Annotated in this window: 16 protein-coding genes; 12 read left to right on the plus strand and 4 right to left on the minus strand. The window is 61.6% G+C overall.

Going from position 1 to position 12,570, the window contains the following annotated elements:
* Positions 1-166: 166 nt before the first annotated feature.
* Entirely contained in the window at positions 167-913 is a 747-nt protein-coding gene (locus AC0L14_RS22755; protein ID WP_123151336.1) for a 3-oxoacyl-ACP reductase family protein, read from the minus strand.
* Positions 914-1,012: 99 nt separating this feature from the next.
* On the opposite strand from AC0L14_RS22755, the gene AC0L14_RS22760 reads away from it, so the two are divergent.
* On the plus strand, positions 1,013-1,627 hold the full coding sequence (locus AC0L14_RS22760) for a TetR/AcrR family transcriptional regulator (RefSeq protein WP_473487364.1): 615 nt from the start codon (positions 1,013-1,015) through the stop codon (positions 1,625-1,627).
* Between the two features lie 60 nt (positions 1,628-1,687).
* Here the strand turns inward: AC0L14_RS22760 and AC0L14_RS22765 are convergent, their stop codons facing one another.
* Positions 1,688-2,599, minus strand: coding sequence for an alpha/beta hydrolase (locus AC0L14_RS22765; RefSeq protein ID WP_473750828.1), 912 nt, complete (start codon positions 2,597-2,599; stop codon positions 1,688-1,690).
* 47 nt (positions 2,600-2,646) lie between these two features.
* Here AC0L14_RS22765 and AC0L14_RS22770 point away from each other — a divergent pair, with 47 nt between their 5' ends.
* A complete protein-coding gene (locus AC0L14_RS22770; protein WP_473750829.1) occupies positions 2,647-3,099 on the plus strand; it encodes a MarR family winged helix-turn-helix transcriptional regulator in 453 nt (150 codons plus the stop codon).
* A 5-nt stretch (positions 3,100-3,104) separates the two neighbouring features.
* Here the strand turns inward: AC0L14_RS22770 and AC0L14_RS22775 are convergent, their stop codons facing one another.
* Positions 3,105-3,716 (minus strand): pyridoxamine 5'-phosphate oxidase family protein, encoded by a 612-nt coding sequence (locus AC0L14_RS22775; protein ID WP_473487367.1) that lies wholly within the window; start codon positions 3,714-3,716, stop codon positions 3,105-3,107.
* A 72-nt stretch (positions 3,717-3,788) separates the two neighbouring features.
* On the minus strand, positions 3,789-4,142 hold the full coding sequence (locus AC0L14_RS22780; RefSeq protein WP_473526692.1) for a gamma-butyrobetaine hydroxylase family protein: 354 nt from the start codon (positions 4,140-4,142) through the stop codon (positions 3,789-3,791).
* A 199-nt stretch (positions 4,143-4,341) separates the two neighbouring features.
* Between AC0L14_RS22780 and moaA the strand changes: the two genes are divergently transcribed.
* From moaA to AC0L14_RS22830, 10 genes are all read left to right on the plus strand, one after another.
* Positions 4,342-5,337: a GTP 3',8-cyclase MoaA gene (gene moaA, locus AC0L14_RS22785; protein WP_473750830.1), complete on the plus strand. Its 996-nt coding sequence runs from the start codon at positions 4,342-4,344 to the stop codon at positions 5,335-5,337.
* A gap of 149 nt (positions 5,338-5,486) precedes the next feature.
* Positions 5,487-6,407, plus strand: coding sequence for a DMT family transporter (locus tag AC0L14_RS22790; RefSeq protein WP_473750831.1), 921 nt, complete (start codon positions 5,487-5,489; stop codon positions 6,405-6,407).
* A gap of 40 nt (positions 6,408-6,447) precedes the next feature.
* Positions 6,448-7,080 (plus strand): molybdenum cofactor guanylyltransferase MobA, encoded by a 633-nt coding sequence (gene mobA / locus AC0L14_RS22795; protein WP_473526693.1) that lies wholly within the window; start codon positions 6,448-6,450, stop codon positions 7,078-7,080.
* Positions 7,077-7,586, plus strand: coding sequence for a molybdopterin-guanine dinucleotide biosynthesis protein B (gene mobB, locus AC0L14_RS22800; protein WP_473526694.1), 510 nt, complete (start codon positions 7,077-7,079; stop codon positions 7,584-7,586). Before mobA ends, mobB begins: the two co-directional genes overlap by 4 nt.
* Before the next feature lie 214 nt (positions 7,587-7,800).
* The gene (locus AC0L14_RS22805; RefSeq protein ID WP_473526695.1) at positions 7,801-8,583 is read left to right on the plus strand and encodes an ABC transporter substrate-binding protein; all 783 of its coding nucleotides are present in this window, start codon (positions 7,801-7,803) and stop codon (positions 8,581-8,583) included.
* Positions 8,584-8,695: 112 nt separating this feature from the next.
* On the plus strand, positions 8,696-9,409 hold the full coding sequence (locus AC0L14_RS22810; RefSeq protein ID WP_473487372.1) for an ABC transporter permease: 714 nt from the start codon (positions 8,696-8,698) through the stop codon (positions 9,407-9,409).
* Entirely contained in the window at positions 9,406-10,239 is an 834-nt protein-coding gene (locus tag AC0L14_RS22815; protein ID WP_473487373.1) for an ABC transporter permease, read from the plus strand. The genes AC0L14_RS22810 and AC0L14_RS22815 overlap by 4 nt, the downstream gene beginning before the upstream one ends.
* 63 nt (positions 10,240-10,302) lie before the next feature.
* The gene (locus AC0L14_RS22820; protein ID WP_473526697.1) at positions 10,303-11,172 is read left to right on the plus strand and encodes an NAD(P)-dependent oxidoreductase; all 870 of its coding nucleotides are present in this window, start codon (positions 10,303-10,305) and stop codon (positions 11,170-11,172) included.
* A gap of 8 nt (positions 11,173-11,180) precedes the next feature.
* On the plus strand, positions 11,181-11,882 hold the full coding sequence (locus AC0L14_RS22825; protein WP_473750832.1) for a DNA alkylation repair protein: 702 nt from the start codon (positions 11,181-11,183) through the stop codon (positions 11,880-11,882).
* Positions 11,883-11,979: 97 nt separating this feature from the next.
* Entirely contained in the window at positions 11,980-12,423 is a 444-nt protein-coding gene (locus AC0L14_RS22830; RefSeq protein ID WP_473750836.1) for a GNAT family N-acetyltransferase, read from the plus strand.
* The last annotated feature ends 147 nt before the right edge of the window (positions 12,424-12,570 follow it).

A 12,570-nucleotide genomic window follows, 5' to 3' on the forward strand; every position in this document is an offset into this window, starting at 1 on the left:
CGGTCTCGCCCACCGCACGGCGGGATGTAAGACGCGACCACACCGATTCATACCGATTTCGTTAAGCTTCCATAAATTTCGGCTATCCTGTTGCAGAACAGTTTCACAACGCCGTGACAACTAAAGCGAATTGGGCCCGCTCCGGTTCCCGAAAATAGTGCACGGGTCAGGCGTTGGCGCCGCCGTCGATCGTCAGTGCGGCGCCTGTCACAAAGCGCCCTTCGGGACCGGCCAGCCAGGCGACCATCCCGGCGATCTCTTCCGCCTTGCCGAAGCGGGGCGTCGCCATCTTCTGTCGCTGGTGCTCGGCGTGCGGGCCACTGGCCGGGTTCATATCGGTATCGGTCGAGCCAGGATGAACGACGTTGGCGGTGATGCCGCGCGAACCGAGGTCGCGCGCCAATGCCTTGGTCAAGCCGACCAGTGCCGCCTTGCTGGCCGAGTAGGCGCTGAGGCTGGTGTCGGTGACACGCTCCGCCAGATTGCTGCCGATCGAGATGATCCTGCCACCCTCGCCCATATGCACGACTGCCGCCTTCGAGGCCACGAACGGGGCTCTGACATTGACCTCCATGGTTTCATCGAAGTCGGCGAGCGGCAATTCATCGATCGGCGCGGCGCGCCAGATACCGGCGCTGTTGACGAGGATGTCCAGTCGCCCGAAGGTCTTCACTGCCTCGCTGACCGCCTCCTGGATCGCGGCAGCGTCGCGATTGTCGGCTTTGAGAGCAATGGCGCGACCGCCGGCTGCCTCGATTTCCCCGACGACAGCGCGGGCCTGCTCCTCGCCATTCACGTAAGTGAGTGCGACGCTGGCGCCGTCGGCCGCGAGCCTTCGCGCAATCGCTGCGCCGATGCCGCGGCTGCCGCCGGTGACGAGCGCAGCCTTGCCGTTCAAGCCTTGCGATGACATTCTTTTCTCCTTTTTTGTAATGATCGATACATAAATGTCTGCCAGCCTTGCCCGGGTGCGTCAATAGATTTATGTATCAATCAACACAGAAAGGATGCCATGCCCGAACGAGGCCGTCCCCGCACCTTCGATCGAACCGCTGCCTTGCGGCGCGCAATGGAGGTGTTTTGGGCCAAGGGCTACGAAGGGGCATCGATGAGCGAGCTGACCGCGGCGATGGGCATCAACTCGCCCAGCCTCTACGCCGCCTTCGGCAGCAAGGAAGCGCTCTTCCTCGAAGCGGTCGAGCTCTACACGCAGGTCGAAGGCACCGATATCTGGTCCGCACTGGAAAAGTCGCCGACGGCGCGCCAGGCGGTCGAGCGCTTCTTGCGCCAGACGGCCAAGGCCTATTCGCAGACCGATCGTCCGCAAGGCTGCCTGATCGCACTCGGCGCGCTGCATCAGGACTCAAGCCGCGGCGCCATCTGCGATGACCTGCGCCGCCGTCGCGCCGAAAACCGCGCAGCCTTGCTGAGACGGCTGGAACGCGGCGTGGCGGAAGGCGAATTGCCGGAAAATTTCGACTGCCGCACGGCTGCGACCTTCTATGCGACGGTGCAGCACGGCATGTCGATCCAGGCGCGCGACGGCGCATCGCGCGCCGCCCTTCTGGCGACGGTGTCTGGGGCCATGGCGGCGTGGAAGGTGATGGCCGGCACGGACGCGGCATGACAACCGCGACCGCTATGGCGGCTGGACTCCGGGTTGGGCCGGAAAAGCAAGATGTTCAGGTCAATGCAGCAGCGACGGTTCCCGGTGTTCGGCAACGAAACCGATCGCGCGCTCGACCACGCCCCTATCGGCGAGAATGCGGCGATGGCCGAGCCCATCGGCCCAGTAAAGCCTGATATGGTCGCCGGCGCCGGCATAGAGCCTTGCATGGTCGGCGGACACTTCGCGGTCGTCTGGCGCATGGATGACCAGCGTTGGCACCGGCGTGCTGGCAAGCTGGCGGTCGCCGGTGAATTCGTGCAGCGGTCGGCCGGCGATGCGTTCGACCCGGTCGGCCATAGCGGCCTGCGAGCGTGGGCCGACACTGAGCATGCGGCTGAAATCATTGAAAATCGCCGGCAGGGAGCTCGGCGCCGCGATCAGCACCAGCCGCTCGGCCGCCAGCGGCGGAATGTTCTTGACCGAACCGACAACGGCATTGGCGGCGACGGCACCGCCGAAGGAATGGCCGACGACCGCCAAGAACGGGCCGAACCATTCGCCGGTCAGCCGTGCGGCTTCGACAGCGCTGACCAGTGTGAGCCGGCGGCCCTGCGATTGGCCGTGGCCCGGCAGGTCGAGCGAGACAACCTTATAACCGGCGTCACGATAGGCTTCGATCAGCGTGCGCATATATTCAGTGCGCGAACGCCAGCCATGGATGACGAGCACCGTGCCGGCGGCCCGCCTGCCCGGCTCTGGCCTGAATTCATGCACCATGACGCAGCCGTTTTTGGTCTTCAGCCGATGATGGCGCGCCTCGGCCATGAAGCCGGCGGCGCGGTCGACGGCGCGTCGCTCGCCGTCGCTGAGAATTTTGGCGTTCGGCGTGCGGCAGAACAGTTCGAATGCCGCGCGCCCGGTAAGGCGCGGAGCCACGTGTTCGGCGGCAGCAAACACGCCCCGGATGACCTTCAATCCAAATGATGCCATAGTGGCGATCCATCCATTCGTTCAAGCATGAACATAATAGTTCAAACATGAACATTAAACAAGAGCTACCCTGGGACAACCCGCGTTTTCGCAACTGGGTCGCAGTGGCGCGCGCCTGCCATGTGCTGGAGCGCACGCTGGCGGTGAAGCTCGCGCCGCTGGACCTCAAGCCGGCGCAGCTCGACGTGCTGATGAACCTGTACCGCCATCCCGGCATGTCGCAGCACGATCTCGCCCGCCGACTGCTGGTCGGCCGCTCCAACATCACCATGCTTTTGCCGCAACTCGAGACACGCGGCCTGCTGCGCCGCGAAGGCGATCGGAAAGACAAGCGGGTGCTGCGGCTGACCTTGACCGAAGCCGGCACGGAACTGCTGATGCAGGCGCTGAAGGTCCATATGGCGCTGATCGAGAAAGCGATGAGCCAGTCGACGCCGGAGCAATGCGACATGATCGGCGAGCAGATGCGCAAGATTGCCGACGTGCTCAAGGAAGCGTGACCCGCTCACCACATCGACTTTTTCGCGCGCTCCGGCCATTCCCTGTCGTAAGCCTCGCCGTCGATGGCTTTCCGGCTGGTGATTTCCAGGATTTTTCCGGGTGTCGGCAGCGACTTCGGGTCGACATGCCTCGCCGGGTTCCACAATTCCGACCGGACAATGGCGCGGGCGCACTGGAAATAGACCGAATCGATATCGATGACCGTGACCGAACGCGCCGGTCGGCCGTCGACGCTGAACGAGGCACACAGCGCGGCATCAGTGGTGATGTGGGCGCGGCCGCTGACGCGCAGCGTCGTGCCGCAGCCTGGGACCAGGAACAACAGGCCGACGCGCGGATCGCGAATGATGTTTCTTAGCGAATCAGCACGGTTGTTGCCGCGCCGGTCCGGCATCATCAGGGTTTTCGGATCATGGATGCGGACGAAGCCGGCGAGATCGCCGCGCGGCGAGCAATCCAGCCCCTCCGGCCCGCTGGTCGCGAGCGCGACAAAGGGCGAGGCCTCGATGAAGGCGGCGTACTCGGGGATCACATGGTCGAGTTCCTTGACCAGCGAGGTCTCGCCGGGCAGACCATAGAGCGCTTCGAGCTGTTCGACCGTGGTAATGACGGACATGTTTTCGTCTCCGCGTATCCGCCGCCGCTACTCGATATCGGTGACGTTTTGACGACGGGGCCTGGGCCGGCGCTACCGATCGCGGCTTAGCCCCTTCTCTTCCAGCTCGGCGAGATAGGCGGCCCAGCGTGCGTCCTTCTCATGACCCAGCGTATGCAGGTAATTCCAGGTGAAGATGCCGGTATCATGAAAATCGTCGAAGGTGATGCGGACGGCATAGTTGCCGACCGGTTCGACATTCAGGATCGCAACATTGCGCTTGCCGGGAACGGTCACGCGCTGTTCGGGCGAATGGCCCTGCACTTCGGCCGATGGCGAGGCCACCCGCAGCAGCTCCGCCGGCAGTTCGAATGGCTGATGGTCCGGGAATGTCACGGTAAGCAGCCTGCGGTCCTTCGAGACCCTGAGTTCCTTCGGCGCCGTCATGGTGATAAGTTCCGCATCATCTATCCTTTCCCTACGCCGCTTCGCGCAGCGGGAAAAGGCCGCTTCGAAACTTCCGACACGATCTGTCGGCGGCGCGATGTTGCCTAGGATCGAAACTTCTTATCTTGAATGGCAGGTTGGATCGTATCACATAGCCATATATAACGAAGCCGTTCGCAGCCACGGGAAACGCACCAGCATGGACATGATCGATCCTTTTGGTCGCACGATCAGCTATCTGCGCGTGTCGGTCACCGACCGCTGCGACTTCCGCTGTACCTATTGCATGGCCGAGGACATGGCGTTCCTTCCCAAGAAGGATCTGCTGTCGCTGGAAGAGCTCGACCGGCTATGCACGGTTTTCATCGAAAAGGGCGTCAGGAAATTGCGTCTTACCGGCGGCGAGCCGCTGGTGCGCAAGAACATCATGCATCTGGTGCGTCAGATTTCGCGTCATCTCGAGAGCGGCGCTCTGGAAGAACTGACGCTGACCACCAACGGCTCGCAGCTTTCGCGCTTTGCCGCTGAGCTCGCCGATTGCGGGGTCAAGCGCATCAACGTTTCACTGGACACGCTGGACCCGGAAAAATTCCGCCGGATCACCCGCTGGGGCAATCTCGACAAGGTCATGGATGGCATCGGCGCCGCTCAGGCAGCGGGGCTGAAGGTGAAGCTCAATGCGGTGGCGCTGAAGGATTTCAACGACGCCGAGCTGCCCGAGATGCTGCGCTGGGCGCACGGCCGCGGCATGGAGTTGACGGTCATCGAAACCATGCCGATGGGCGAGATCGACGCCGACCGCACCGACCAGTATCTGCCGCTGTCGCTATTGCGCGCGGCACTGGAGCGGCAGTTTACGCTGACCGACATCCCCTACAAGACCGGTGGTCCGGCCCGCTATGTCCACGTCGCCGAGACTGGTGGCAGGCTCGGCTTCATCACGCCGATGACGCATAATTTCTGCGAGAGCTGCAACCGCGTCCGGCTGACCTGCACCGGCACGCTCTATATGTGCCTCGGCCAGGAGGATGCCGCCGATCTGCGTGCACCATTGCGTGCATCCGAAGGAAATGAATTGGTCGCCGACGCCATCGATGAAGCCATTGGCCGCAAGCCGAAGGGCCATGATTTCATCATCGACCGCCGTACCAACCGTCCCTCGGTGTCGCGGCACATGAGTGTCACCGGCGGCTGATCTTCTCGGTCACAACGCCGAAACACATCCTGCCGCTCTTGCGAGAAGGATGTAAGGGGCGGCCGAAAGGCTGTGGCCCAGCCCTTTGACGTTGCTGTCTTATGACCGGCTGCTACAGGCTTGATGCAAAGCCACAACCGGTAACGCCTTTGCTTCTTTCCCCAAATCTTCGCGGCGCGCTGTTCATGGTGGTGGCCATGATTGGTTTCACCCTCAACGACGCGATCACCAAAGTCTCGTCGGAATCCATGAACATGGCGCAGGTCATGCTGATCCGCGGCGCCTTCGCTTCGCTTTTCGTGGGCCTGCTTGCCTGGCAACGCGGTGCGCTTGCCCTGCCCGGCTCGATGCTGCAGCCGATGGTTGCGGTGCGCGTCGCCGGCGAAGCCGGTGCCACGGTGTCGTTCCTCATCGCCCTTGCCCATCTGCCGATTGCCAATGTCTCGGCCGTGCTGCAGGCGCTGCCGCTGGCCGTGACGATGGGCACAGCGCTTGTGTTCAACGAAGGCGTCGGCTGGCGGCGCTGGCTGGCCATCGCCATCGGTTTTGCCGGCGTGCTGATCATCGTGCGGCCCGGCTTCGACGGGTTCAGCATCTATTCGCTGCTGGCGCTGGCCTGCGTCGGCTGTTGTGCGGTGCGTGACCTGGCCACCAAGCGGATACCGCAAGCCATTCCGACATTGCTGGTGTCGACCACAACGGCACTCGCCATGACAATGCTCGGCGCGGCGCTGCTTTTGCCAATGGGCGGGTGGACACCGATGACGGGTGAAAGCACGGCGTTCCTGGCATTGGCGGCAGTGCTCGTGGTCATCGGTTACCAGTTCATCATCATGGCGATGCGGGTGGGCGACATCTCGTTCATCGCGCCGTTCCGCTACACAGCCCTGCTCTGGTCGATCCTGCTTGGCCTGTTCATCTTCGGCGACGTCCCCGACCTGCCGATGATCCTCGGCGCCATCGTCATCGTCGGCTCCGGCCTCTACGCACTTTACCGCGAACGGATCGTCGGCCGGCGAAAGACAGCCGCCGAAAGCGCTGGACCTGATATGGCGCCGGACGGCATATAGGCTTGCCGTTCGCGGCGAGTGACCGCATGGACGATAGACGATGACTAAAGAGATTGCCGGCGTCATTCTGGCCGGTGGCCAGTCGCGGCGAATGGGCGGCGGCGACAAGGGCCTGCTTGCGCTTGGCGGCGGCAGCCTGCTGGACCAAGTCGTTGCGCGCTTTGCTCCGCAGGTCGGTCCGCTGGTGCTCAGCGCCAATGGCGACCCGGCACGGTTTGCCGGGGTTGGGCTTCCGGTGGTTGCCGATACGGTAAAAGGTTTTGCCGGACCGCTCGCCGGGATCCTGACCGGCCTCGAGTGGGCTGCCGCGAACACGACTTGCGAGGCCCTTGTCACGGCCGCGGGCGATACACCGTTCCTGCCCGAAAATCTGGTTGAACGGCTGGCCGCGGCGGTCGACGAACGTCCCGGCACTATCGCCGTCGCCTGTTCCGGCGGCAAACGGCATCCGACATTCGCGCTCTGGCCGTTGGAGCTCCGTGAGGCTCTGCGGCGTTTTCTGGTCGACGAGGACATCAGGCGGGTTTCCGCTTTCATCGACCGGCATGAATTTGTCGATGTGGAATTCCCGATGCTGACCTCGGGAGGCCATCTGCACGACCCTTTCTTCAACATCAATACGTCAGATGACCTTGTTCGGGCCGAACGTCTGTTGCAGAGGATGGAGCCATGATGAGACGCGTCTTCGGTGTCACCGGCTGGAAGAATTCCGGCAAGACGACACTGACCGAAAAGCTGGTCGCCGAACTCGTTCGGCGTGGCTGGAAGGTGTCGACGGTGAAACACGCCCACCATGATTTCGACATCGACAAGTCGGGAGCGGACAGCTTTCGCCACCGGCAGGCCGGAGCCACGGAAGTCGCCATCGTGTCGGACAGGCGCTGGGCCCTGATGCACGAATTGCGCGGCGAGGACGAACCGACGCTGGATGCGATCCTGTCGCGGCTCGGCACCTCCGACATCGTGCTGGTCGAAGGCTACAAGCGCGAAGCGCACAGCAAGATCGAGACGCGGCGGCTGGAGGCTAAGGACCGGGCACCGCTTTCGGCAACTGATCCGCATATCGTCGCCATCGCCGCCGACTTCGCCATAGCGGGCCAAAGCCTGCCTGTCTTCGATCTCGACGACACGAAATCGATAGCCGACTTCATCGAGCGCACGACAGGTTTGACGCGCTGAGCCACTGCCGACGGACATTCGGCCGCCCCCTATTTCCTCGTTGGTATGCCTGCCCCAACGTCAGCATTGTCTGGGAATGCGAAACCCCGCAAGCAACGGTTTTACAGTTGCTTTTTCTTGGGAAAGAATGGGAGTATCGCGCCAGCGGGCGGTCAAAAGAACCGCCCACAGAGCCGTTTGTAACGACGGCCGGGAACATACAGAGAGGACCATCATGCGTACTGCACTGCGTATAGCGCTCGCCGCTTCGGCCGCGCTGCTGACATTGGGCGTTGCCCAAGCTCAGGAGAAAACTTTGAGGATCGGCACGGAGGGAGCCTATCCGCCGTTCAACAACCTGACTGCCGATGGCCAGCTCGTGGGCTTCGACATCGATATCGCCAAGGCGCTTTGCGACGAGATGAAGGTGAAATGCAATTTCGTTGCGCAGGATTGGGACGGCATCATCCCGGCGCTTCAGGCCGGCAAGTTCGACGCCATCGTCGCCTCGATGTCGATCACGCCGGAGCGTGCCGAGAAGGTCGACTTCACCAACAAATACTACAACACGCCGCCGGCGATCGCCGCGCCCAAGGACAGCGACATCAAGGGCGTGACCAAGGAAGATCTCGCCGGCAAGACGATCGGCGTGCAGGCGTCCACCACCCACTTCAACTATTCAACCAAGGCTTATACCGACAGTACAATCAAGCCGTACCCGACCGCGCAGGAATATCAGCTCGATCTCGCCAATGGCCGCGTTGATGCGGTCAACGACGATATCACTGTTCTCGAAGGCTGGCTTGCCACGCCGGACGGCGCCTGCTGCAAGCTGATCGGTGCGATCACGCCCGACATCGAGATCCATGGTCCGGGCGCCGGTATCGCCGTACGCAAGGGCGAGACCGAGTTGGTCAATCAGTTCAATAAGGCGATCGACGCCATCCGCGCCAACGGAAAGTACAAGGAAATCAACGACAAGTACTTCAAGTACGACGTCTACGGCGGCGAGTCCTAATCCTTCCGGATTGACAGCGAACGGCGGGACATCCCCGCCGTTTGCAAGGAGCGGCGCGGGAGGGGTGACGCGCCGCTCTCAAAAAAAGCCATAGAGGAGAACAGGCAGGCGGATGCAAAGCGTTTGGACGCTGCTCAGTTGGGGACCCGAAGGCTGGCTCGACGACATCGCCTATGGTGTTTTCATCACCGTTTCGCTTGCAGCCGCGACCCTGCCTGTCGGTCTGATGATCGGCTTCCTGGTTGCACTGGCCAAGCAATCTGACGAACCGTCACTGCGGCTGGCCGGCAATATCTACACCACGATCTTTCGTGGATTGCCCGAGCTGCTGACCCTGTTCATGATCTTTTACGGCGCGCAAATCGGCATCCAGCAATTGATGCGCCTATATGACCCGACCGCTGCGGTCGAAGTGAACGCATTTGTTTCCGGCATGATCGCGCTCGGCGTCGTCTTCTCGTCCTATGCCAGCGAGGTCTTCCTCTCCGCGTTCCGCGCCATTCCGAAGGGACAGTATGAGGGCGGCTATTCGGTTGGCCTGTCAGGCGGGCAGACGATGCGACTGGTGGTGCTGCCGCAGCTTATCCGTATTGCCCTGCCGGGTCTTGCCAATCTGTGGCTTATCCTGCTCAAGGATACAGCGCTGGTATCCGCCATCGGTCTTGCCGACATATTGCGGCAGGCAGGCGTCGCCGCTCGCGTCACCAAGCATGCATTCCTGTTTTTTGGGGTCGCTGCTCTTATCTATCTGCTCCTCGCCGTCATCTCGTCCTTCGGCATCAATGCCATTGAACGCAGGGTTGGCCGACAACAGGTGCAACGATGAGTGCGGCAGCAGCCGACGTGGCGACCAAGGTCGAAAAACCGCCAGCAATCCCGCGCGGCTGGTCCCGGCAACGTGTATTGGGATATGCGTTGGTCGGTCTCTGGATCGTGCTCGGCATCGGCATGATTGTATACTTGGTCGAGGCGTGGAATTCCGAACTCTTCCAAAAATACGCTCCGGGCTACATCTCTGGCCTTGGCGTGACGCTCACGCTTGTCGCCGTGTCGATCGTGTTGGGAGCCGTCCTTTCAGTTCCTGTCGCCTACGCGCGGATGTCCAGGAACCGGATCCTGTCCAGCGTTGCCTACGCTTATGTCTACTTCTTTCGCGGCACTCCGCTTTTGACACAAGTCTTTCTTATCTACTATGGAGTGGGTTCGTTTCGACCGGCACTTGAAGCTGTCGGCCTGTGGGGCTTTTTTCGTGAAGCCTGGTACTGCGCCATTTTCTCGTTCACCCTCAATACAGCGGCCTATCAGGCTGAGATCCTGCGCGGCGCTATCGAGAGCGTCCCCAGAGGTCAGTGGGAAGGCGCTGCCTCGCTTGGCCTGCACAAACTGCAAACACTGCGCAAGATCATCCTGCCACAGGCGCTGATCGTGGCGCTGCGTCCCTATGGCAACGAGATAATCCTGATGATCAAAGGCTCCGCCATCGTGGCCCTCATCACCGTCTATGATCTGATGGGCATTACGAAGCTCACCTATTCGCGCACTTTCGACTTCCAGTCCTATATCTGGGCGGCGATCATCTATCTGATCATTGTCGAGATGCTCCGCCACGCGGTCGAGTGGATAGAACGGCGCATTACCATACATCTGCACCGCTGACTCCCATAGCTTTGCCTGATCCGCTAAGAAGGCCGGAAACAGGCTTCTAAGGGATTCGCAAACATGGCATCGGTGGCATTTCTCGGTCTTGGCGTCATGGGCTATCCAATGGCCGGACATCTCAGTAACAAGGGCGGCCACGACGTCACCGTCTATAACCGCACCAAGGCAAAGGCCGAGCAATGGGTTGCCCAGCATGGCGGCAGTGTTGCCAACACGCCGGCTGAGGCGGCCGACGGCAAGGACTTTGTCTTTTCCTGTGTTGGCAATGATGACGACCTGCGCGCGGTGACGATTGGAGCCGAGGGTGCGTTCCAGTCGATGAAGAAAGGAGCCATCTTCATCGACAACACCACGGCCTCGGCTGAAGTCGCGCGCGAACTGGCTGAGAAGGCGCAAGTGCGCGGTTTCTCGTTCCTCGACGCACCGGTCTCCGGCGGTCAGGCAGGCGCCGAAAACGGCGTGCTGACCGTCATGGTCGGCGGCGAACAGAAAGCCTTCGACAAAGCAAAGCCCGTCATCGATGCTTATGCCCGCATGGTCGGGCTGATGGGTCCGGCCGGCTCCGGCCAGCTCACCAAGATGATCAACCAGATCTGCATCGCCGGTCTTGTCCAAGGACTGGCCGAGGGCATCCATTTCGGCAAGAAGGCCGGGCTCGACATCGAGAAAGTCATCGAGGTGATCTCCAAGGGAGCGGCCGGCTCATGGCAGATGGAGAACCGCCACAAGACGATGAATGCCGGCAAATATGATTTCGGCTTCGCCGTCGACTGGATGCGCAAGGATCTCGGCATCTGCCTGGCGGAGGCCGATCGCAATGGCGCCAAGCTGCCGGTGACGGCACTTGTCGACCAGTTCTACAAGGATGTGCAGGGGATGGGCGGCAAACGCTGGGACACGTCCTCGCTGCTGGCGCGATTGGAAAAGTAGATTTTGTCGTGGCCGAGCTTTCGCCTCAATCCAGCGCCGAGGAGATTGTCGCCCATCTGCGCTCGATCGGCTCGCAAGAGAACCGCCTTGGCATGCTGCGCTACGGCATCAAGATCGAACGTGCGCTCGGAATCTCGCATGGCGTGCAGCGCCAGATTGCCAAGAAAATCAAGCGCAACCATGAGCGTGCCTTCGAACTATGGGAGTCGGGCATCATGGAAGCGCAGTTCATCGCTTCCGTCACAGCCGATCCGAAGCGGTTTTCTGCCGCGGATGCAAGACGATGGGCGGCGACTTTCGACTCGTGGGATATCGTCGACGGCGTCTCCGATCTCTTTGTCGATACGGATTGCTGGAAGGAACTGATAGAAGAGTTCGCGGCCGACGAACGGGAGTTCATTCGACGAACGGCTTTTGCCATGATGGCCTGGTCGGTCGTCCACCGGAAGAAGGAGCCAGAGGCGACCTTCCTCGACTTCCTGTCGATCATCGAAGCGCACGCCGGCGATGGCCGTAACTTTGTGAAGAAGGCGGTGAACTGGGCGCTTCGCTCTATCGGCAAGCGATCGATGAAATTGCACGGCGCTGCCCTTGCCCTGGCACAGAAGCTGGCCGGATCGACCGACAAGACGGCGCGCTGGATCGGCAAGGACGCTGCAAGGGAGCTTTCCGATGCCAAAACGCTCGAGCGGCTCGCCAGGAAAGGCTGACCGGAGGCAAATCCGCTTTACTGAGGTGACGCGATCCACGCGCGCCGATTTCGAGAACCTGTTCGAGCAGCCTGGCGCACCAAAATACTGCTGGTGCATGGCCTGGCGCCACCTTGAAAACCGCGAGCATGCGTCCAACGATGAGCGGAGACGGGCCATGATGGCGCTCATCGACGCCGGCACGCCGGTCGGTATCGTCGCCCATGCCGAAGGCAAGACCGTCGGCTGGTGCTCCGTGGCGCCACGCGAGACCTATCGCAAGCTGTCGCAGGCGCAGGACGACAGCGAGGCGGGCGTATGGTCGATCGTCTGCTTCTATGTGCCGAGGGCGTCGCGCGGCCGTGGACTGGCAAGCGCCCTGCTCGACGCGGCCATCGATCACGCCTTCGCCAAAGGCGCCAGGACCATCGAGGCCTATCCGGTCGACCAGGCGTCGCCGAGTTACCGTTTCATGGGCTTTCGAGAGATGTTCGTGGCCCGCGGATTCCACGAGATCGGCATGGCCGGCTCGCGTCGGCATGTGGTGCGCTTGGAGCGTTGAGGATGCCAGACGCTACCGGCGTAGGTCGTGAACATCAAGTTCCGTCCACATCCACTCAAGACTGTAAACGGTCGTCCGTGAAGAAAGCGATTTTCGCGTCAACCTTGAAAGTGATCTGCGTTGGAGCGCTTTGTCCCAACTGAGGGG

This window comes from Mesorhizobium sp. WSM4841 (genome assembly GCF_055811515.1).